The following is a 21029-nucleotide window of genomic DNA, read 5'->3' on the forward strand; positions in this document are numbered from 1 at the left end:
GCTTTTGAATGCAAAAATCGAAATAGTGCTTTACAACCGATGGATAACTCCATAAAATGCGCGCCAACAACGGAGAGATGGCTGAGTGGTTGAAAGCACCGGTCTTGAAAACCGGCATACGTTAATAGCGTATCTAGGGTTCAAATCCCTATCTCTCCGCCACCTCATTCCCAAAACCGCCTCCAAATGGCGGTTTTTTTCGTTTGGAGGCGTGTATGTCTGCGGCTAGTAACATGGCAATAATAAAACATAGTTCTATTTGGATTGTATTTAGTTATTTTTATCTTAGCGGCCTAAACATGGCGCTAACGTTGTCGATTGATTCGCAACAAGACCCTGATATTACGATGACGCTGCTGCATGTTTTTTTATTCAATTGCCTTGTTGGTCATCTGATCACTAAATATGAAAAATCCTGGCCAGAAATCGCCAGTGTGGTTATTGCATTATTTGGTGTGGTTGGATTTGGACACTACTTTGTTGGTAGCTTGGGAGAGTACAGTGATGAGCTTAATATTGGTCTTGTATTATTGCTGCCATTTGCAACCTTTGTAATGAAAAAACTCAAACAATATGCCGAAGAGAAAGCCGCTAGTTAGCGGTTTTTTTGTGTCCGACGAATAGCTCGACTGCTTGATAATCAAGCAGCTCCGGTATCTTGCCTATTTTGGCTGTGATACAATCTAAGGTTCTTGTTAATAAAAAATATGGAAAGACTATGTCTCAATTCAACACAGACGCAGATAAAGCGAGCTACGGTATTGGTTTACAAATGGGTGAGCAACTTAAAGCAAACCCTTTTGAAGGTCTAAACCTTAACTCTGTATTCGAAGGTATGAAAGACGCTTATGCTGGTGACAGCTTCCGCGTTGAGATCCCTGAAATTCAAGCAGCATTTGAGAAGATCAATGCTGAAATCCAACAGCGTCGTGAAGAAGAAGCGAAAGTATTAGCAGCTGAAGGTGTTGCATTTCTAGAAGAAAATGCAAAGCGTGCTGAAGTAACAGTAACTGAGTCTGGTCTTCAGTATGAAGTAGTTGAAACTGGCGAAGGCGATAAGCCTGTTGAAGATTCAAAAGTACGTGTTCATTACCACGGTACTCTAATCAACGGTACGACATTTGACAGCTCTTACGAGCGCGGTCAACCAGCTGAATTCCCAGTAAATGGCGTGATCAAAGGTTGGACTGAAGCACTTCAAATGATGCCAGCAGGTTCTAAATGGCGTCTATACGTACCGCATGAGCTTGCGTACGGTGAGCGTGGTGCGGGTGCTGCAATCGCGCCTTTCTCAACGTTGATCTTTGACGTTGAGCTACTAGACGTACTTTAAGTCTATGCTTTGAGTGGATCTGTTGGATCCACTCTATTATTCCATTTAGCTTTAATATTCCCTCAAATTGAGCAACTAAAATAACAAAAACTTTTACCTTGCTGACACAGACGTCGCTACCTTGCCCACAGCTGTGCTATCGACAAGATTTTATCGCCTCAAAATGGGTCACTGAGCTACGCTAGCTGTTATTACTTTTTCGACATATTTTCTTTAACCCGCCTCATTGCTTCCATTCAATACTAAATACACATTCTCCCAAAGCTTGGCTAATGCAATTAGGTAGTCAGGTGTTTGAAAATGGGGACAGACGCTGTCGCCATAGATCACGGCTTTAAATTGTTCAAGTACGGCTAAGTTGGCTTTATCGCGCAATGTCATTATTTCATTCACCGTAAACGCATGTTGCTCCAGCAGGTAGTGGCTTCGCCACTCTTTACTAGACATAGTGATAGGTGATGGTAACCAAGTTAATGGACCATAAGTATCGCTTAGCAGTAATGTGCCATGGTTAAATATGGCTGAGACTCTATGATTGATAAATGTTGCTGAGCCATCATCAAACTCAGACGCAAAGTTTTGACAAAGCAGCGAAATGGACATTGTCCCGCGTTGTAGCAAAATACTAGCAAACGCACTCGGAGTAGCCTTGGGTTGAATGGCAACTGCCACATCGACTTCGTCGGTAAATAGACGACAAATTAAATCCAGTCCCGAATATAGTGTCCTGAGGTTGACGGCGAGGTCTAGATGCATACATTGGCCATGTGCTGCGGCACTGAAGTAGTTGTCATAGAAAGAGCGAATAGGGTACAGATCAGCGAAATGGGCGTTCACCCAGAATCTAACACCATTAGCTTTGGCAGCTGCTAGTGCCTGTGCCATCGAGGTCGGCCCAATTGGATGTTCACAAATTACATGGATATGTTTTTCTAATAGTGCGATAGTAATCTCAATACCGGCATCGCCAGCGATAGCCACACAAGCAATATCCACTTGTTTGTCTGTTATCTGCTCTGCATTGGTGTAATGTGGTACGGCAAAGGACTGAGCGTACTGTGTTGAGCGAAGACTACCAGTTGACAATATGCCACTGAGCATCAATCCCGTATTTTGAAATTGTAATGCCCGAATATAAGTAGCACCGTAATTGGTTCCGCATACTAAAACTTTCATAGCGAGTCCTTATGCAATGGGGTGTGGATACAAGTTAACCGCGCGGCCAGCCAAGAGTTTATGCAATCTTGGGTTGTCAATGCGCTTGAATTGTTCGCCAAAGTGAATGGGCTGCATATTAACACCAACAGCTCGAGCCACTCTAAATGGACTTAATGCAACGTCTGAAGCTGTGACATCAACAATGGCAATATCAACCCCCGCTTTGGTAATGCGCTGTCTTAGATCTGCGGCTCCCTCAAGAGTAGGATAAGGCCAGCATGATAGCGGTTTAGCTTCAGATTTAGGCTGTCTCATAAAGTTAAAGGCGGATAAGTGCGCGTTAGAGAAATAAAACGCGGCATGATCTTCTAACGTCCTGACCTGTTCTACGGTTTGTGGAGCTTTATGCCCACTCTGCATTAGGCTGCAAAGATAGGGCATAACATGACCTTGCTCTAATAATGCTTTGGTGACAGCCACATTGATGTTGTCATGGGTTGCTAATGAAACTGATACCGCAGGCGTGGTGATGCCATCGCCTAGACCAAGGCAAACCACCGTTGGGATATGGATGCCGACGTCAAGAAGGTATAATTCTAGTGCTATGCCTCGCTGCGTTATCGATTCGACCATGAGCTTCAACTTACCAGTTAGCAAAGAGTCGGCATCTAATCTAGTGCAAGGGAGTTGGGCGTACCAAGTAAGCATCATCGCATCTCTTTCAATGAGTTCGAAGCAAGCTCTGATAGCGGCATCTTCGTTATCTTTACCTGCCGCTAAGCCATTGGAAGAAACTTGACTGAATTGCTCTTCATAAGGGCAACTAAAATTAAAGTAGCTCACTAATGCGGGTACCCAAGTAGCGCGACTTGTGCCAATCCAATTGCCTTCAACCCAATGAATTTTTTGTTTGCTTCGCCATTTGCTAAAGGGAAACTCAGGTGTTGCATACTGCTCGGGAGAATAGAGGACCAGATCTGCTGGGTTTACATAGTCTCCTTGAAGTTGATTTACCGTGGCATAACGACAGTTACGAATATCGTATCTCGCTGCTGAATAACGTTCAAGCGCTTCACCCACGGCACTAATATGAGCTGAAAGCGAGTCTAATCCTTTGCCTGAACCAACTTGGCCTTGTGTTCTCGGATCAAACTGACCACTTGTAAAACTACTTAGGCTTGCAGATGCGGTGACAGGGAGTTCAGGCAAGTGGGGGGCATGGCCCGTTAGTTGTTTTATCACGCCAAATTCAGGGTCAACCCAACCTCGCATCATTGTTTTAAATTGTTCAACTGTCTCTAATTCAGAAATGGCTGGTAAGGTGTTATTGCTAGCAGAGATATCTTGTTCGCTAGGGCCAGAGCATACTGGGCATTCAGGCACTGGAATAATAGGGTGGAGCGAGCTTTCTCCACTAACCAAATTGGTTGTTCTGGTAGTATTTTGCAGCACAGATTGCGTGTACTGTAACAAAATGGTTTGTATATCAGTTGCAGCCTGCATTGCGATTGATGCTGACATACTACTTAAAATTGAATGGGCTCGAGCGCCGGAATGTGCTTTATTCGTGATCTCATCAATCTTGTGTGCAGTTTGCGGATTTATTGCGGTGCCAAGTTTTCGCAGCCGTAAACAGTTCCAGCATCCACCACCTTGATTGGTAACATATGGACCTACATGCCCGGTTAGTCCATCAATGGAGACGTAAAAAGTAGGTAGTGCAAGCGTAGCTAAATGCGTGGCGATGTTGGTATGCGCACTGAGCGAGTCCGATGGTAGAGAAATAACAACCAGATCCCAGTTTTGAAGAATAACTTCATCTAATGAGGAGTTCAGTTCGGCAGTTTGTGCACTAACTTCTGAGTGAACAAAGCGTTGCTTTAGGTAGTCTGTGAATGCGTCGATCGTTGTAGTATTACTTGGTAGGTGATTAACTGCATGATGATAATAGCCACTTTGGTTAGTACAATTATTATCATCAAGAATATGAATATACCCCACGCCAGCATTCAACAGCTCTTCTAGCATAGGCATTGCCCAAGGCGTTAACCCTATGCACAGAATTCGGTTATTTTTGAGTGTTCGAGGGTCACGCTTTGCCTCATTTTGCCACGCGTTATTAAAGCGGTATTGTTCAGGCCAAGGAGCTGAAGTTGAGTCGATAATAACGCGTTCAATGAGGCCTTTTTGCTCCAATAGGCGCAATAATTGCTCAACACTAGCGCTAGAGTATTGCGTTATTTGTGATGCAATCTCATCGAGGCCAAAGTCACCATTTAATAAAGGAATAATGTCGTCAACAAAAGTACTTATGTCTTTTCCGTGGAGTTGAAAGTCTCCAAGGTCAGAGCGTAACAATACTCCCTCATCGTTAGGTAAGATACTTGCGGCAGGTGATAGCCTTATTTTATCTTTATTCATATGCATCCTCTGTAAGTTATGGAAGCCCCGATAAAGAGGCTTCGCTAATGTCTTTATCCTTGAACTGCACTCAACATACAGCAATAGATTGGACCTGGTGTACAGGTATAACATTGGTATGTTGGGTTACTTCCGGCACACAATTGTGCACCTTGAAAGTGATTAACTGAGGGTTGACACAACACACACTGTGTCGGCTGGCAAGTAACACACTGCGGTTGACATAAAACACATTGTGTTGGTTGGCAAGTAACACACTGCGGCTGACATAAAACACATTGTGTTGGCTGGCAAGTAACACACTGCGGTTGACATAAAACACATTGTGTTGGTTGGCAAGTAACACACTGCGGCTGACATAAAACACATTGTGTTGGTTGGCAAGGAACGCACTGCGGTTGACATAAAACACATTGTGTTGGCTGGCAAGTAACACACTGCGGTTGACATAAAACACATTGTGTCGGTTGACAAGTAACGCACTGCGGTTGACATAAAACACATTGTGTTGGCTGGCAAGTAACACACTGCGCAGGCTGACAGGTTACACAGAACGAAACGATGCAAGGAACACACTGTATGCTTTGTGCGCATTGAGCGCTAGCGCCCCCTGAAGGTTGACACTGTAGACATTGCAGTGATGCAGATTCTGGCGTAGCTGTTGGCTGACAGTGAAAGCAGCAGTTACAGAAATTGACAACACAAGGGAGGCAGTTTGTACAAGGCGAGCATGGAGTACATGGAGTGCAAGGAGTGCAAGGAGTACATAAATAGCAAGGACTGCACGTAAGGGCGCAAGCGTCGCATTTACGTACTCCCTCTGCTTGCTGCTCAAAATATTGCTTTTCTAATTCTTTAACTTTTGAACTTAGCTCTGTGAGCTGAACCTGAAGATCTTTAACGTCATTACTCATTTTCAAATCCTTTATGACCAAAGTCATGGCTTTAGATTGATGTTTGGTGCCGGGCGATAGACACCGCTAAATTCGCCATGGCAAATAACAACAAGGTTGAGACCTGACTAACTACACTGTAGATATCAACTTATATTTTGAACCTAAGCGAAATCCTAGTATCGCTATCCCACCTTAAACAGGGTGTTTGCAGTAATGTGGGGAAACATTAGTTTGCTGTTTTTGGTGTTGTTAAACTGTAGCGAAATATTCTGTGTGTATTGCAGTTGCAACGCGCCACTGGATAACCTTTCTATCCAGTAAGTGGTAGAAAAGTTTGGAACGTCTACATGGTTTTTACAAAATGGGATACTTGAAACTAATCCATCATTGTCACTGTTAACGGTCAAAATATCCGTTTTAGTGATAGGGTTATATGCTTGGTTAACTAGCAATTGTTGTTCTAACACGATATTCGGATTGATATTTGGATTACTCGGTGAGTTTTCGCCATACAAACCCGCAATGGCAGTACCTGCCTTAGTTTCTGGTTGCGGCAGCGTGTTGGCAATGGGAATTTCTGGACGACCATCGACAAAGTGATGATTTCCAAGTGCTAAAATTGAGTTACCGTGTGGAATTGAAACCTGTTTGACTATCGCATGCTCTGGATTTTGTATTGGCACGTTTGCTCCACCTGAAGGAGCGGGGATATAAGGAGGGCGGTTGTACTTACCTGAACCTTGATTGGTGGTGGCTAAATTGAGCCAAGTGCCATTTTCAGCATGCACAAGTTGGTCTTTCTTGTCACCGTCGGCAAAAAATACACGTTGCTCATAAAAGATCGTATAACTATTTTGTTGATAATCGCCACCTCGATTTACTACTTTTCCTTGTGTGGCGCTAAAGGTGATCACCTCGTAGTAAGGGAAATTAAATAGTATAACCCCTTCTGGAGCAGTTTCTTGCGGCAGCGGCATGACGTTAAATCCCGCAAAACGAGCGCTTGCCCAAGTGCCGATGAGATCTGCCAATGGCCCAAGTGCGCTGAGGGTTTCTGGCTGGCTATTTCCTCCTCCTGTTGCGAGTAAAGGTATATTGTAATCTGGGACAAAACCTTGCTTGTTAGGTTGCAGCGCAGCTTGTAGGTGATCTGCCGTGGCTTTTGCTTGCTGATTGGTGACAGTATTAAACATAAAAAACTCCCTTTAAAAGGTTTGTTGATAAAGTGTTTTCAGTGTTTAATTTAAGTATGGTTATGCAATTTAATCGATTACATCACATTACATTGAGGGCTGTGTTGTGCATATGAATGCTTAGGCGTTTGAATTGGTAGGGTTCTTTGAACTCGGGTGAGCGCTATGTTGGTACAACTATAGTAAAGTGCTGACGTTATCATGAGAGCTCTCTAAACGCACAATGCAAAACGCTCCCATAAAAGGGAGCGTTTTTAGCAAAGCTGAGTTTGTGACGTTTTAGTAAGTCGCGCTGCCTTTAGTACGAGGGAAGGCAATAACGTCACGTACGTTGCCCATGCCAGTAACATAAGCAACCAAGCGCTCAAAGCCAAGACCAAAGCCTGAGTGAGGCACTGTTCCATACTTACGTAGGTCGCGGTACCAGCTGTAATCTTCTTTGTTTAAGCCCATCTCTTCAAGACGCGCATCTAGCACATCTAAACGCTCTTCACGCTGTGAGCCACCAATGATTTCACCAATACCAGGCGCAACGACGTCCATAGCTGCAACGGTTTTACCGTCTTCGTTTTGGCGCATGTAGAATGCTTTGATATCACGAGGGTAGTTTTTGATAACCACTGGTGCGTTAAAGTGTACTTCAGCAAGGTAACGTTCGTGTTCTGATTGTAAGTCGACACCCCACTCAACAGCGAATTCAAACTCTTTATCACATGCTTTTAGAATTTCGATAGCGTCTGTGTAATCTACCTGAGCAAAGTCTTTATCGATGAATGATTCTAGGCGAGTAATGGCATCTTTTTCGATGCGCTGTGCAAAAAATTCCATATCATCACGACGTTCGTCAAGTACTGCTTTAAACACATACTTCAACATGTCCTCAGCGAGCGCTGCGATGTCGTTAAGGTCGGCGAATGCCACTTCAGGCTCAACCATCCAAAATTCTGCTAAGTGACGAGAAGTGTTTGAGTTTTCAGCACGGAATGTTGGACCAAAAGTATAGATTTTTGAAAGGGCACTGGCGTATGTTTCACCGTTAAGCTGACCCGATACGGTCAAGAATGCTTCTTTACCAAAAAAGTCTTCTGAATAGTCTACATCGCCTTTGTCTGTGCGTGGTAGGTTGTTCATATCAAGTGTAGATACACGGAACATCTCGCCTGCGCCTTCACAGTCACTTGCGGTAATGATAGGCGTGCTGATCCACTGGTAGCCACGCTCATGATAAAAACGGTGAATAGCTTGTGCAAGACAGTTACGTACACGCGTAACCGCGCCCATAACATTAGTGCGAGGGCGAAGGTGCGCATGTTCGCGTAAGTATTCGATACTGTGGCGTTTTGCTGCCATTGGGTATGAATCTGGATTCTCAACCCAGCCTAATACCTCAACACTGTTCGCTTGGATCTCAAAAGATTGACCTTGACCTTGTGATTGTACAAGCACACCAGTCACCGCTACTGAACACCCAGCAGTAAGACGAGTCACTTCGTCATAATTATTCAGCGAATTAGGGACTACGGCTTGAATAGGGTCAAAACAAGAACCGTCATGAACGGCTAGAAATGAAATACCTGCTTTTGAATCACGTCGTGTACGGATCCAGCCTTTTACTGTTACTTGGCTGTCAACCGCAACGGTGCCTGCTAGTAGCTCCGTTATCGCTGTGTGGCTCATCTTTACTCCAAATGATTTATTTTTTATTTGTAAATTAAAAGACAGAGTGTCTTATCGTCATGTAAGCCGTATCTTACCTGCGATGGACAAATAAAAAAACACTGAAATGCAAAAAACTGGGCTGAAAAGAATGAGTAAAAGCCATGAAAAAACAGTCGGACTGTGGCATTATGAATGTTCGATGATAAAAATAGCTTTATTAATACTAACAGTGACGTTCAAAACTCGATGAAACAAGTTTTTATTTTGAGGGGTCTACCTGGCTCTGGAAAATCGCATTATGCGCAAACGCTAGCCGACGACCTAGTCTCCGGCGATGAAACACAGTATTTTATCTGTTCAACCGATGATTATTTTCTTAATGAAAACGGCGAGTATCATTTTGAAAAACAACGCCTTTCAGAATATCACAACTTAAACTTAGCCCGGTTTATTAACGCCTTAGCTGAAGGTATCCCTTTGGTCGTTGTTGATAACACCAATATCAAGAAATGGGAGTTTGTTGCTTATGCGTCAGCTGCTGTGGCAATGGGTTATCAAGTGAAAGAAGTCATTGTCGGTGAAATTAAAGATAAATCCCTACAGCACTTATATGCCAAGCGTAATAGCCATGGCATTGGCTTGAAAACAATTTCAAAAATGGCCCACCTTTTCGAATGGTGATCAAGCATAGGGTAGAGTAACCCTAACAACGCTCGCGCATGTAAAACAGGGTAGTATCATATCCGATCTTACAGTTAAAAAGAGTGGGTTTAGACTTCACCTTAGAGCAAACAAGAGACGGTCGTCAATGTTAGCCTTATTTTACATAGCGGCCGGTTAGTTAACTCATTCCTGCCCCATTGCTATTCAGCAGTGTGATATGCAACCAACTTTTTTAGCTTCAGTTGACCCAATTTTCGTAATGCTACTGAGTTTCGAAAGGGCTCTGACATTTATATTGTGCCTAACGGGCTAGTTGTACCCGCAAAATGTTGGCCAAGTACATGTGTATAGATTTGTGTGGTACTAACGTCATTGTGGCCCAGTAATTCTTGAACACTTCTTATATCACGACCAGCTTTAAGCAAATGGGTTGCGAAGCTATGCCTAAACGTATGGCAGGTGACGCTTGTGGTGAAAGTTAATGAATGCCTTAATCCAATATAGGTAGGTTTTTTCTGTTCTAATGCTGTAACCACGCATACGCATTTCTTCCTGAAGACCTTTCAGAAATGGGCTTTTTAGACTCATGATAACTCCTTAGCTCATATTGCTGTGTATGTATACAGTAATATCTGGAATTCTCGGATATCAAGGGAAATAATGAAAAAATTTTTGCGCGTTTACGCATGAATAAATTAAAAACATTATTTTTATCAAGAGGTTATTTATTTTCGATTTGAGATAATAGGTTTGGGAAACGCGCATGCGCATTTTTCTAGATGGTATATTTAGAAGAATGCTGATAAGTTCTTTACATACTGATAGTTAACTGTGCGCATTTTCACTGGTCCAACGAGGTAAACGCGCATGCGCACGAATAAAATGTTATGCGCTTGAAGCGGAATGATCTCTCAGAGACAGTTATGGAAAAGTACAAAAAAAATATTTCAACTAAGATACTCGATTTTGTAGAAGGTCTACCAAAGTTTCAAAAGGGGTTGATTCATGACCTGCAAGAAATTCGAATACGCCAAAGAAAGTGTGCTTCTAATGAAATCACGAATAGAAGCTGCCCAGATGGAATAGATGTAAAATTAAGCAACATAACGCTAACCCTAACGTTTGAGCACGAGGAATATCACACAGTAACAAAAGGGTTGAGGCACTATTTCCCCAAAAACGAAAAGGTTAAAAAGTTTATTTCGTCCTTGAAAAAATCTGAAGATCGTATACATGCTTCGAGTTGGCACAACCTCGGATATATATCCAAAGAGCGCGGCTTCTTCTTGCCCGATACAGAGATTGATGAAAATTTGCCAAATGCGGTGAAAGGTGTTTCATTATCATTTCACCGAATACTTCCCTCAATGTCCTGCATCATATTCGAATTTTACCTAAATGACCTTGTCAGTGAAGAATTACGACGAATTCAGAATAAGGATTATATCGGCCCAGTTATATTTAAACAATTCTGGCCTATTAAGCATCTGTCTAGAGGATACTCAATGGGGACAGGTAATCAATGCGCGATAGAAGCAATATCAGATTATAAAGATACTGTTAGAGAGCTTTTAGAACGGTGGATTCAAAAGGGGTTTGGTTGGGAGCCTAGAACAATAGATGCGGTTTCATATATTGATGTTTTCGAGATAAAAGGAAACCCTAAGGATATAGATGAGCGAAAAAAATGGATTCTGGAAAATAGCACATGGCTTAATGAATATGGTATTTCTACTAGAGGCTTTGATGCATATGAAGGTGAAAATTTGTTGCTATCTAGGGCAATATCTAATGATCAAAAATACATGCTATCCGACTCTATAGCAAAACTAGACTCTTGTACGGAGTCTGAGCTTGGTGATCTTATAGAGTATAAAGTGAGAGCCGTTGCAATCTCCTCAACGATATTTAGTGTAATAGAAAAATATGGTCGTAAGGTCGAAACTCTCAGGGCGCATGGATTTAAAAATCTCTACAAAAGAAAGAAGTTAACTAAAAAGAGTCAATCTAACATACAAGAGTTAAAAAGAACTATTGCGATCTTATCTAGACTTCAGCATGAACTAAGTGGGTCCAAAGTTTGGATAGCTCACTCTATTTCAGAAATTGGAGAGCTAAAAAATCTAGCTAGAGATGAAAGCTATAACTTGGCGAAAAATACAATATTAAACTCCAAATTCCAGCTAAATAAAGTTAAAGAAGCTGCAGACATTATCGACTCCGGGCTTACTAATTACTTATCCGTTCAAAGTATATATGTCATGTATAAGTTGCAGAAGTGGATGTTTATCTTGTCAATTGTAGTAACAATAGCAACTATTGTTGGGGTTCTATCAGGTTGGGATAACCTCAAGAGCTTACTTCCTGATGAAGTGGCATAACAAGCAAAAGCAGCCGGACGCATAAATGCGCCGCTGTTTTGGGCGTTAGTAGCCAAAAGGAAATCCGTGGAACCTGGAAATATTTTGAAAATTGATACTCTTAATGAAGGATGGCGGGATAAAGATTCCGTCATGCTCCATGCTTGTTTTCAGCTACTTTCTGATTGCGTAGAAAAGGAAGAGTTATTAAGCGGTCATACTGATTGGGACGCTGATGATAAACATCGAGCAGCCAAGAAGGAACTAGAAGCGTTGTATGCTTGGTGGCAATCTCATGATGAAGACGGTATTCCTTGTAGCGAAGAAAAGTATCAAGAAGAAAACCAGATGCTAATTCGTTTAATTCATATCAGGTGGGCGCTTTGGACATAGCTACTAACAAGGCCATTAACTTCGCGCCATAGAAATTTTTATGCGAAACTCACCTAATACAGACGTTCTCCCAACTCGTTTTGTCCAAATACGAGTCAGTCGAGTGCCCTTTATCGCAATTGGGTTTAAGATATGGTGTTGCTGTTGAACCGCCGAATTTGGCCCTTAAGCGATAGTCATATTTGATTAATTCCTAGCAATCAAACCTGATAGATACAGTTAAAACATTATTCAAATTAATGCTTTTCGTAGCCAGTTATCCGCAAAACGCTCTGGCTAGATAAGGAAATAATTTACTGTGATTTTATAAGCAATGAGTTAGCCCATCCCTTATCTAAATCTCAGGTTATTTAAATGCGCCAAATAAAATAAAAGCCAGTATTTTCTGGCTTTTTTGATATTTTCACATTTACATGGCGTCGTACTCGTCCTGCCAGAAGAATTTTTCTTCCCCAAATGCAGGTTTTAAGTCATCCAGCCAGTGGGCATTCTCGTCGAACTTGGCAAAGAATGGACGCTGCACCCAGTCAGGGTTTCGAGCTTGAATAAAGCGCAGCACAAATACTTTTTCGCCCGCGACTTCGGTTACGCCAGACACTTCAACTTTTCCAGGACCTGCACTCATTGAAGGGCCTCGAACTGTGCGGCTCACACCAGAGACTTGCTTATAAGCTTCACGGAAAGTTTCCCACGTTTTATGTAACGGGATTTCAAAGTAACGCTTAGCGCCGGTATCACGCTCGATAAACATGTAGTAGGGGATCATGCCAAGCTGTGTTTGCTCTTTCCACATGTCAGCCCACATGTCAGCGTCTACGTTTATATTATTTAAAAGCGGTGCTTGTGTTCTGATCTGCGCACCAGTTTTGCGGATGAGTTTAATCGCTTCACGTGTGACATCAGTACGCAGTTCTTGTTTGTGGTTAACGTGCGCCATGATTGATACATGCTTTCCGGCATCAACTAGCTCTTTTAGTAAGGCTAACAGCTCTTGTGCATCTGGATCGGTGACGTATCTAAAAGGCCAAAAAGTGAGAGATTTAGTACCGATCCTGATGGTACGAATATGGTCAAACCTTGGTTCTTTTAGCGCCTCTAGGTATTTACGCAATTTAACGGTGCGCATTACCATAGGATCGCCACCGGTCATCAGTAGATCGGTCACTTCAGTGTGTTCGGCTAAGTAGTTATGAAGTAATTCAGCGTCGTTATTATTGAAGCGAGTTGCCTTTCCAACAAACTGCGCCCAGCGGAAGCAGAAAGTGCAATATGAGTGGCAGTATTGTCCTTGAGACGGGAAAAACAACACTGTTTCTTTATATTTGTGTTGGATTCCGTCTACGCGTTCACCTTCATACTCAGGAACATTTTTTTCCATTTGACCAGCTGGGTGCGGGTTTAACTTTTGACGAATTTTGGTTGCGAGGTTAAACACTTCTTCTGGTGTATGTTCACGACTTAACAAGTTGGCCATTTGCTCGTATGACTCGTCATCCAACATACCGCGCTGTGGGAAAGTTAATTGAAAAACAGGGTCATTAGGCACTTTGTCCCAATCTATGAGCTCTTCAATGACAAAGTTATTAACGCGAAAAGGAAACACGTTGGCGACGACTTTCATTTGAAAGCGAAGGTGTTCAGGTAGTTTATCCAATTGCTCAATCTTATCAATTTGGCGGTGTTGGTAAACAGTAAAACGAGGGGGCTGATAAGCTTCAGCTGGCTGCAATTTGACGGTTTGCTGCATAGATAATATGTCTCTTTTCTCATTTGCTAATGATAAAAGCGAGCATGGTAACATACCATTGATGTCATTTCAGGTACAAAGCGAGGAAAGTTCGAAATAACGTAATTTTATTGATTATGCGCCATGATTTTAGATTGCATTGTTAGAATTAGGTCATGAAATAGACCTAATTCCAAATTTATTGTGTTTTAGAAGTGTTCGCCGTCAATGGCAATATAAATCGCGTCAATGAGTGATTCAATATCTTCATTTGAGGTGATATAAGGCGGCATAATATAAATTAGCTTGCCAAATGGTCTTATCCAGACACCTTTCTGAATAAAGAATTTTTGGATTTTTGCAACATCAACAACCCTTTCCACTTCCACCACGCCAATCGCACCAAGAACCCTGACATCTATTACTGCATTTAGATTAAGACAGCGCTTGAGTGCGTTAAGCGCGCTCGCGACTCGTTCAATATTGGCCATTGTTTCTTGGCGCTTTAAGATAGTGAGACTAGCAACTGCAGCAGCACACGCTAGCGGGTTTCCCATAAAAGTTGGTCCGTGCATTAACACTTTCGCTTCGCCTTGGCTAATACCCAAAGCCACATCTTCTGTTGCCAAAGTGGCCGCGAGCGTCATGTTTCCGCCAGTAAGCGCTTTGCCAACACACATAATATCCGGTGAGATCCCTGCGTGTTCACAGGCAAACATTTTACCTGTACGGCCAAATCCAGTCGCAATTTCATCTAAAATTAGTAGCACCTCATACTTATCGCATAGCGCTCGAATCGCCTTGAGATATTCAGGGTGGTAGAAGTTCATACCGCCTGCATTTTGTACTATCGGTTCGATGATAAATGCCGCGACCTTTTCATGATGAGCAGCAAATGCGGTTTCTAACGTGTTAAGTTCATCTTGGCTTTGGCTGCCGTAAAACTCACTTTTAGGGGCATCGACAAACACTTGCTCAGGTAAAAAGCCTTGGTACATGGCATGCATTGAATTCACAGGGTCGCAAACGCTCATCGCCGCGAATGTATCACCGTGATAGCCTTTTTTGGCTGTCATTATTTGGGTTTTGTTCTTTTTGCCTTTACTCAACCAATATTGGATCGCCATTTTGATTGCAACTTCAACACTGACTGAGCCACCGTCGGCTAGAAATACTCGATTAAGTGGGGCTGGGGTTAGCTCCACAAGTAGTTTGCATAACTCCACGGCAGGCTGATGAGTTAGCCCCCCAAACATGACATGGCTCATCGTGTCTGCTTGATTTTTTATCGCCGTGATTATTTCTGGATGACCATAACCATGCACAGCACTCCACCAGGATGCCATACCGTCAATGAGAGTTTCGCCAGTTTCAAGCTCAATTTTGTTCTCGAATGTTCTTGCGGCTGGATAGACGGGCAGAGGGTCAATCATCGATGTATAAGGGTGCCATATATGCTTGCGATCAAATTCAATATCGATTGTCTGTTTATTGCTCATTTGTAAACCTTGCGGGCGCGTGTAACGTTGACAATACTAAGCTAAGAAGTAGACTAAGCCAATCACCGTCAGTTTGACTGCGCTAAATTTAATCACTAGAAAATACTCGTGTTGTAAATTTAGGCAAGAATAAAAAGAGAATGAAAATATGGAATTAGGCGCGCTAAGACACGATTGGACACATGAAGAAGTAAAAACACTGTTCACCATGCCTTTTAACGACTTACTTTTTTATGCAGCAAGTATTCACCGCAAACACTTCAATCCCAATGAAGTTCAAATCTCCACTTTGCTGTCTATCAAAACGGGTGCCTGTCCTGAAGATTGCAAATACTGCCCACAGTCAGGTCATTACAAAACTGATCTTGAACGAGAGCGTTTGATGGAAGTGGAAAAGGTTGTAACTCAAGCTAAGTTGGCGAAAGAAAAGGGCGCGACGCGTTTTTGTATGGGCGCCGCTTGGTCTGATCCAAAAGACAGAGATATGCCTTATATCGCCAAAATGGTGAAAGAGGTTAAAGAGCTAGGTCTAGAAACCTGTATGACTTTGGGTAAACTGGATAATCAAAAAGCGCACACGCTAAGAGAAGCGGGCCTGGATTATTACAACCATAATTTGGACACCTCACCTGAATACTACGAGCAGATTATCACGACAAGAACTTATCAAGACAGACTCGATACCCTTGATCACGTAAGAGACGCAGGAATGAAAGTGTGCTCTGGTGGTATTGTAGGAATGGGAGAGCAGGCATCTGATCGTTATGGCTTGCTGATCCAATTAGCAAACCTGCCAAAACAACCAGAAAGTGTACCGATTAACATGCTTGTTAAGGTAAAGGGCACGCCACTTGAAAATGTTGATGATCTCGATCACTTTGAGTTTATCCGTACTATTGCGGTTGCGCGCATCATGATGCCACACAGTTACGTGCGTTTATCTGCAGGTAGAACGGCAATGAATGAACAGATGCAGTCGATGTGTTTCTTCGCTGGCGCTAACTCAATTTTCTATGGTGATAAGCTATTAACCACGGAAAACCCGGAAGCAGACGCCGATATGAACCTCATCAGAAAACTTGGGATGAACCCTGAAAAACGTGAAGATTATTCGGATGAGGCCTATGAGGCATCGTTAAGCTCTGCAATTGCGGACAAGGCGACATCAGAGCTATTTTACGAAGCCAACTAATCAATGTCGTTTGAGTATATTCAATCTGCCTTAGCAGCTCGTCACGCTGAAGGGTTGCTAAGAAAACGCATTGTGGTTGAAAAGACCTCTGCAAGTAGAATTAAAATTGCTGATCAGCAATATATTAACTTTGCCAGCAATGACTACCTGGGACTTGCAGACTCGTTGGAATTTAACACTCTCGCATGCACTGAAGCCGGAAGCCGTAGTTCGGCGCTTGTTACGGGTTATCTTGATATTCACCGTCAGCTAGAGGATAAGCTTTGCAGCGTTTTGGGTTATGATGCAGCACTGTTATTTCCAAGCGGTTTTGCCGCTAATACCAGTGTGTTAAAGGCATTGTTCACGCCCCAAGAAAAGCAATTAAGCGCTGCGGTGTTCCAAGATAAGCTCAACCACGCTAGCCTGTTAGACGGTGGTTTAGCGGGTAGTGCTAAGTTTGTTCGCTTTAATCACAATGATTTGACGCACTTAAGGTCTCGATTAGAAAAAACCAAAGCCGACAGTAAACTCATTGTGACTGAAGGGGTGTTTTCTATGGATGGAGACAAAGCGCCGATATCTGAAATCAGTGTGCTGGCTAAGTCTCATTCTGCGTGGCTCATGGTCGACGACGCTCATGCGTTTGGCGTTGTGGGAGCGCAAGGACTTGGCACGATTGAAAGCGGCATTAAACCTGAAATTTTGGTGATCACCTTTGGCAAAGCGATGGGCTGTCAAGGAGCTGCGGTATTAGCAAGTCATGATGTGATAAATTACATGACGCAATTTAATCGTGAGTTTATCTATACAACGGCGTTGTCGCCTATTATGGCAAGCGTTGCATTATGCCAGTTGAATAAATTGCTTGCTGCATCTGAAGCGAGACACAAATTACAAGTAAACATCGACTATTTTAAGTCGTTAGTTGCACAAACCAACTTATCTCCCATTCCAAGTGATACGGCCATACAGCCTCTTGTGTATGGTAGCAGCGAAAATGTATTAGCGGCGCAACATAAACTTAAGGAAAAGGGACTTTGGGTTGGGGCTATAAGGCCACCAACGGTTCCGCAAAATACCGCACGATTGCGAATAACAATAACGGCACAGCACAGTCACGAAGATATAGACAATTTAGTTTCGGCCTTAGTGGAGGGAGCATGAGCAAAGCACAAAAGACGCAAACAGCAAAGTGCTTTTCAAAAGCCGCGCAATCATACTCTCAACACGCCAACGTACAAAAACAGGCCGCAGATGTACTCTTTTCACGTTTAACACAGCAAAATAGCGAGCTTGGTGCGGTGCGTATGTTTCCTAGGTTGCTCGATTTAGGATGCGGGCCACATGAAAACTTTCATAGATTAAACGCCTTCACGAATCATTATGTTGGAGCGGATCTTAGCTTGGCTATGTTGGCAAGCGCTGAAAATACGACAAATAGTGTTTGCTGTGATATGGATAAACTCGCTATTCAGTCAAATTGTATCGACTTAGTCTTTAGTAATTTTGCAATTCAGTGGTCTAATTCCCCGCAAGCGTTGTTTGCGCAGTTGTATGAAGTACTAAAAAAAGAAGGACGAGTGTTGCTAAGCTCAGTGCTTGACGGCTCGTTAAACGAAATCGATAGCGCATGGCGAGCCATTGATGAGTGTGGCCATATCAATTCATTTTATTCGCTGTCGGCACTTAAATCTTTTGCTCTACAAGCCGGATTCGCAGTGACTTGGGCGGATGAAGCGTTATTGATTGATAGTTATGACACACCGTTAAAGGCGTTGCGCTCGGTAAAAAATATCGGTGCCAACGATGTAAAAACCGCTTCTCGTCGACAAGGTTTGTTAGGCAAATCAGCTTACGCTCAGCTGCTGAGTAGCTACCCTGAGAGTGAAAATGGTTTTGATGTCAGTTATCAAGTCGGATTTTTGGAGTTAAGGAAATGAATCAAGCATATTTTGTAACTGGGACCGACACAGAAGTAGGTAAAACCTATATTTCTACTTTATTACTGAAACTGTTGGCTAAGCACGGCAAAAAGGCTTTTGGCTTTAAGCCGATTGCGGCGGATGCTGAAGAGGCATTTGGTGAACTAGTGAACGTCGATGCTATCAGTTTAATGGAAGCTGCGACGGTGCACGGTACTTACGAGCAAGTTAACCCATTTTGTTTTGCACCAGCAATTGCCCCGCATATTGCAGCAAGACGGGTAAATGTTGACATCACAGTCGATAAGCTACATGAGCGCTTTAGTGAAATTCAGCAACTAGGCGCTGAGTATATATTATGTGAAGGTGCAGGTGGCTGGGCATTGCCCATTAATGACAACGAATATCTGTATGATTGGGTCGTCAGAGAACAACTTCCCGTTATTTTAGTGGTTGGCATGAAGCTAGGCTGTTTGAATCATGCGTTTTTAACGGCAGAATCTATCAAGCAAAAAGGACTGAATTTGGTTGGGTGGATTGCAAACCAGATTGACCCTGAGATGTCTGTATTTGAAGAGAACCTTGAAAGTTTAAAGCTTCGTCTAGACTGTCCGCTGCTTGCAACAGCGCCTTACAGTGAGGGCACACCAAAGCTACAGCTTCGCTCAGCGTTATTAGAGTTGTTTGAGCTTAAATCAGGTACCAGTTAGTATTAAATAACCTAAACTCGGGATAACAACTTGTTCTCTAGCAGCTGTTATTCCTTACTACTGCGTTAAATTTGCTTGCAATAGGCCAGCTATTGACGCACAAATTTGCCTTGTATTAAGAAATAACTTCTGGCTAGAGTGATATTACGCTTTTGAACTTAGTGATTTTAGTGGATTAACTAACTTCTTATCCCGAGTTCAGGTTAAACAAAGCGGCTTCTAAAGGCAGTAAGCCGCTTTGAGTCTGTTAATTACAACCTTTTTGAATGGTTTGTGTTGTCACACTGACCTCAAAGTCATTGTAATCATTATCGTTTTGATCTTCCCAACGTTGGTTGGTACCTGAAACTTGGTACTTGCTTGATAGAGCATTACTGTTACCATCAATAGCGAGCACATAGGTAAAGGATTGTCCTTGAAGGATGTCATAGCTGCCGGCACTGCCGTATTCATCAAGCAATTTAATATACTGGCCATTTACTTTGATACCCCAGTCATTATTGAATAATGAGTCTTCTCTGACGAACGCGTAATTGATCCGCGTGTAGTTGTCAGGCACACACGCGGTTTCATTGTCGAGTATGTTTCCCGATAGGGTTTCATTGCCTGAGGTATTGCTCACGCCTGTTACGCTCAAAGAGAGTTCCCGATCGCCAGTGTACTCAGTATCGTCTATTGTTGCTATTTGAATGGTAGCTGTTGTGCTGCCCACAGGTATTACCAATGAAGTAGATGGTGCTACGTAGTCATCTGATTGCGTTGTCACATCATTGACCGCCACCGAAAAGCTGACGTCCTGCTCGAAGGCTTTACTTAAGGTAATTTGATAGCTAAGGGTACTTCCTTCATAAACCGTGTTTTCAATACTCGTTAACGTAAAAGACGGTGGCGAAGGAGGGGTTGGTGTGCCGCCGCAACCAGAAACGGTATAGCATGTATTGCTACCATTTGGGTTATATGTAAGGTCATTTACTCGTATTGGTAATGTATTGATATAACAGGTGCTTCCTGTATCAGGGTTTAACTTATAAATCGCACTTTTGTTGGTGTGTCCGGCGTCATTAATGATAACGCGACTGATAATAAGCTCTCCGTTACTATTAAGGCTTGCCCCTGTAACGGCAGTTAGGTCGTGATCAGATAATTTAGTCACAGAAAAGTCGTTGGTATTAACTTGGTAAACGGTTGCACTCGTGACTAGAATCAAGCGACCATTATAAAACTCAAGATCGCCGCGGTATTTTCCCGCCAATGAGGGGAGATCCGAGAGCTTAGTCGCGTCGCCTGTGTTTTTATCTATGCTGTAAATAGAATCGTAACTCGTTCCAATGAGTCTATCGTTTGTGCCGTCATATGCCAATCCCACCAAATAAGCCGTTCTACCGACTATGGTATGAGAGGTTCCATCAAAATATGCCAGTTGAACATAGCGATGTTTTTTACCTTCAATGGGAATATCTGCGTCAGCTGGTAAGTTTAGATGGCTGGTATCAACTTTATAATCGATTGGCCTTGGTGCGGATGCATAGTACCAACGCGCACTGCTAGTATCATAGGCGAGTGCTGCCGAACTAAAAGCGGCTAAACTATTGGCGCTGGCTTGTCCTGCACCTTCATCTAGGCCAAACAAAATACCAATATCGCCGCGGCCAGCGTTAATACCAAAAACCTGACCTGGGCAACTATCTGCATAGGTGTATGTGGAAAGTAATGTTGAGAGTAAACCAAGTGTTGTGAGTGATGCTTTTAACATAGCAGGAACCCTAAAAAGTGTACGTCCTGTAACTTAAAACAACACAAAGCAATGTCTTCGCAATTGAGTCCAACTCAATGCGATGACTTAATCCTTTAAGGCGGGCGCTTCCATTATTGACTTTGCAATCTAGCGCTATAATTGATCATAATTTACACTTTTACAACAG

At 42.8% G+C, this 21029-nt stretch carries 18 protein-coding genes, 1 tRNA gene and 1 pseudogene; 10 read left to right on the top strand and 10 right to left on the bottom strand.

All coding sequences use genetic code 11. The annotated features are described in order from the left end of the window. The first annotated feature begins 71 nt into the window (after positions 1-71). The 3 genes from L3V43_RS04750 (at position 72) to L3V43_RS04760 (ending at position 1333) form a co-directional block, all read left to right on the top strand. Positions 72-162: transfer RNA gene (locus L3V43_RS04750), tRNA-Ser, on the top strand. Positions 163-215: 53 nt separating this feature from the next. Continuing rightward, positions 216-599, top strand: coding sequence for a hypothetical protein (locus L3V43_RS04755; protein ID WP_010604797.1), 384 nt, complete (start codon positions 216-218; stop codon positions 597-599). Between the two features lie 119 nt (positions 600-718). Further along, positions 719-1333, top strand: a complete 615-nt coding sequence (locus tag L3V43_RS04760; protein WP_010604796.1) for an FKBP-type peptidyl-prolyl cis-trans isomerase — start codon at positions 719-721, stop codon at positions 1331-1333. A gap of 213 nt (positions 1334-1546) precedes the next feature. Here L3V43_RS04760 and L3V43_RS04765 read toward each other — a convergent pair whose 3' ends face one another. From L3V43_RS04765 to asnS, 5 genes are all read right to left on the bottom strand, one after another. Continuing rightward, the gene (locus tag L3V43_RS04765; protein ID WP_237116031.1) at positions 1547-2509 is read right to left on the bottom strand and encodes a Gfo/Idh/MocA family oxidoreductase; all 963 of its coding nucleotides are present in this window, start codon (positions 2507-2509) and stop codon (positions 1547-1549) included. 9 nt (positions 2510-2518) lie between these two features. Then, the gene (locus L3V43_RS04770; RefSeq protein WP_237116032.1) at positions 2519-4912 is read right to left on the bottom strand and encodes a TOMM precursor leader peptide-binding protein; all 2394 of its coding nucleotides are present in this window, start codon (positions 4910-4912) and stop codon (positions 2519-2521) included. A 70-nt stretch (positions 4913-4982) separates the two neighbouring features. Then, positions 4983-5438, bottom strand: a complete 456-nt coding sequence (locus L3V43_RS04775; RefSeq protein ID WP_237123926.1) for a hypothetical protein — start codon at positions 5436-5438, stop codon at positions 4983-4985. A 552-nt stretch (positions 5439-5990) separates the two neighbouring features. Then, positions 5991-7001, bottom strand: coding sequence for a heme-binding protein (locus L3V43_RS04780; RefSeq protein ID WP_237116034.1), 1011 nt, complete (start codon positions 6999-7001; stop codon positions 5991-5993). A 279-nt stretch (positions 7002-7280) separates the two neighbouring features. Beyond that, on the bottom strand, positions 7281-8678 hold the full coding sequence (gene asnS / locus L3V43_RS04785) for an asparagine--tRNA ligase (protein WP_102056823.1): 1398 nt from the start codon (positions 8676-8678) through the stop codon (positions 7281-7283). A gap of 228 nt (positions 8679-8906) precedes the next feature. On the opposite strand from asnS, the gene L3V43_RS04790 reads away from it, so the two are divergent. Further along, positions 8907-9341, top strand: coding sequence for an AAA family ATPase (locus L3V43_RS04790; RefSeq protein WP_026000942.1), 435 nt, complete (start codon positions 8907-8909; stop codon positions 9339-9341). Positions 9342-9613: 272 nt separating this feature from the next. On the opposite strand, the pseudogene L3V43_RS04795 reads toward L3V43_RS04790, so the two are convergent. Together L3V43_RS04795 and L3V43_RS04800 are read right to left on the bottom strand one after the other, a co-directional pair. Then, a pseudogene (locus L3V43_RS04795) lies at positions 9614-9787 on the bottom strand (tyrosine-type recombinase/integrase); the annotation flags it as partial. Continuing rightward, complete coding sequence (locus L3V43_RS04800) at positions 9768-9911, bottom strand: phage integrase N-terminal SAM-like domain-containing protein (protein WP_323054422.1); 144 nt, start codon at positions 9909-9911, stop codon at positions 9768-9770. The gene L3V43_RS04800 and the pseudogene L3V43_RS04795, both read right to left, overlap by 20 nt. Positions 9912-10246: 335 nt before the next feature. Between L3V43_RS04800 and L3V43_RS04805 the strand changes: the two genes are divergently transcribed. Both L3V43_RS04805 and L3V43_RS04810 read left to right on the top strand, forming a co-directional pair. Further along, a complete protein-coding gene (locus tag L3V43_RS04805) occupies positions 10247-11704 on the top strand; it encodes a hypothetical protein (RefSeq protein WP_237116035.1) in 1458 nt (485 codons plus the stop codon). A 66-nt stretch (positions 11705-11770) separates the two neighbouring features. Beyond that, positions 11771-12076: a hypothetical protein gene (locus L3V43_RS04810; RefSeq protein WP_237116036.1), complete on the top strand. Its 306-nt coding sequence runs from the start codon at positions 11771-11773 to the stop codon at positions 12074-12076. 409 nt (positions 12077-12485) lie between these two features. On the opposite strand, the gene L3V43_RS04815 is transcribed toward L3V43_RS04810, so the two are convergent. Both L3V43_RS04815 and bioA read right to left on the bottom strand, forming a co-directional pair. Next, a complete protein-coding gene (locus L3V43_RS04815) occupies positions 12486-13823 on the bottom strand; it encodes a lysine 2,3-aminomutase (RefSeq protein WP_102056818.1) in 1338 nt (445 codons plus the stop codon). 188 nt (positions 13824-14011) lie between these two features. After that, positions 14012-15301 (bottom strand): adenosylmethionine--8-amino-7-oxononanoate transaminase, encoded by a 1290-nt coding sequence (bioA, locus tag L3V43_RS04820; protein ID WP_174168854.1) that lies wholly within the window; start codon positions 15299-15301, stop codon positions 14012-14014. 148 nt (positions 15302-15449) lie between these two features. Between bioA and bioB the strand changes: the two genes are divergently transcribed. From bioB to bioD, 4 genes are read left to right on the top strand one after another with little or no spacing between them, the layout of a single operon-like run. Further along, positions 15450-16493, top strand: a complete 1044-nt coding sequence (gene bioB, locus L3V43_RS04825; RefSeq protein ID WP_010604783.1) for a biotin synthase BioB — start codon at positions 15450-15452, stop codon at positions 16491-16493. 3 nt (positions 16494-16496) lie between these two features. Beyond that, positions 16497-17639 (top strand): 8-amino-7-oxononanoate synthase, encoded by a 1143-nt coding sequence (locus L3V43_RS04830; RefSeq protein WP_237116037.1) that lies wholly within the window; start codon positions 16497-16499, stop codon positions 17637-17639. Next, positions 17636-18415, top strand: coding sequence for a methyltransferase domain-containing protein (locus L3V43_RS04835; protein ID WP_010604781.1), 780 nt, complete (start codon positions 17636-17638; stop codon positions 18413-18415). The genes L3V43_RS04830 and L3V43_RS04835 overlap by 4 nt, the downstream gene beginning before the upstream one ends. Next, positions 18412-19107, top strand: a complete 696-nt coding sequence (gene bioD / locus L3V43_RS04840; RefSeq protein WP_237116038.1) for a dethiobiotin synthase — start codon at positions 18412-18414, stop codon at positions 19105-19107. The genes L3V43_RS04835 and bioD overlap by 4 nt, the downstream gene beginning before the upstream one ends. A 247-nt stretch (positions 19108-19354) precedes the next feature. Here bioD and L3V43_RS04845 read toward each other — a convergent pair whose 3' ends face one another. Beyond that, positions 19355-20860 carry a hemolysin gene (locus tag L3V43_RS04845; protein WP_237116039.1) on the bottom strand — a complete coding sequence of 502 codons (1506 nt, stop codon included), beginning with the start codon at positions 20858-20860 and terminating at the stop codon, positions 19355-19357. Positions 20861-21029 lie beyond the last annotated feature (169 nt).

It is taken from the genome of Pseudoalteromonas sp. L23, assembly GCF_021728455.1.
Lineage (GTDB): Bacteria > Pseudomonadota > Gammaproteobacteria > Enterobacterales > Alteromonadaceae > Pseudoalteromonas.

Bases quoted from the DNA above. Each gene is read 5' to 3' on its own strand.
- L3V43_RS04755 (WP_010604797.1), top strand. From the start codon at position 216: ATGTCTGCGGCTAGTAACATGGCAATAATAAAACATAGTTCTATTTGG.
- L3V43_RS04760 (WP_010604796.1), top strand. From the start codon at position 719: ATGTCTCAATTCAACACAGACGCAGATAAAGCGAGCTACGGTATTGGT.
- L3V43_RS04765 (WP_237116031.1), bottom strand. From the start codon at position 2,509: ATGAAAGTTTTAGTATGCGGAACCAATTACGGTGCTACTTATATTCGG.
- L3V43_RS04770 (WP_237116032.1), bottom strand. From the start codon at position 4,912: ATGAATAAAGATAAAATAAGGCTATCACCTGCCGCAAGTATCTTACCT.
- L3V43_RS04780 (WP_237116034.1), bottom strand. From the start codon at position 7,001: ATGTTTAATACTGTCACCAATCAGCAAGCAAAAGCCACGGCAGATCAC.
- asnS (WP_102056823.1), bottom strand. From the start codon at position 8,678: ATGAGCCACACAGCGATAACGGAGCTACTAGCAGGCACCGTTGCGGTT.
- L3V43_RS04790 (WP_026000942.1), top strand. From the start codon at position 8,907: ATGAAACAAGTTTTTATTTTGAGGGGTCTACCTGGCTCTGGAAAATCG.
- L3V43_RS04800 (WP_323054422.1), bottom strand. From the start codon at position 9,911: ATGAGTCTAAAAAGCCCATTTCTGAAAGGTCTTCAGGAAGAAATGCGT.
- L3V43_RS04805 (WP_237116035.1), top strand. From the start codon at position 10,247: ATGGAAAAGTACAAAAAAAATATTTCAACTAAGATACTCGATTTTGTA.
- L3V43_RS04815 (WP_102056818.1), bottom strand. From the start codon at position 13,823: ATGCAGCAAACCGTCAAATTGCAGCCAGCTGAAGCTTATCAGCCCCCT.
- bioA (WP_174168854.1), bottom strand. From the start codon at position 15,301: ATGAGCAATAAACAGACAATCGATATTGAATTTGATCGCAAGCATATA.
- bioB (WP_010604783.1), top strand. From the start codon at position 15,450: ATGGAATTAGGCGCGCTAAGACACGATTGGACACATGAAGAAGTAAAA.
- L3V43_RS04830 (WP_237116037.1), top strand. From the start codon at position 16,497: ATGTCGTTTGAGTATATTCAATCTGCCTTAGCAGCTCGTCACGCTGAA.
- L3V43_RS04835 (WP_010604781.1), top strand. From the start codon at position 17,636: ATGAGCAAAGCACAAAAGACGCAAACAGCAAAGTGCTTTTCAAAAGCC.
- bioD (WP_237116038.1), top strand. From the start codon at position 18,412: ATGAATCAAGCATATTTTGTAACTGGGACCGACACAGAAGTAGGTAAA.
- L3V43_RS04845 (WP_237116039.1), bottom strand. From the start codon at position 20,860: ATGTTAAAAGCATCACTCACAACACTTGGTTTACTCTCAACATTACTT.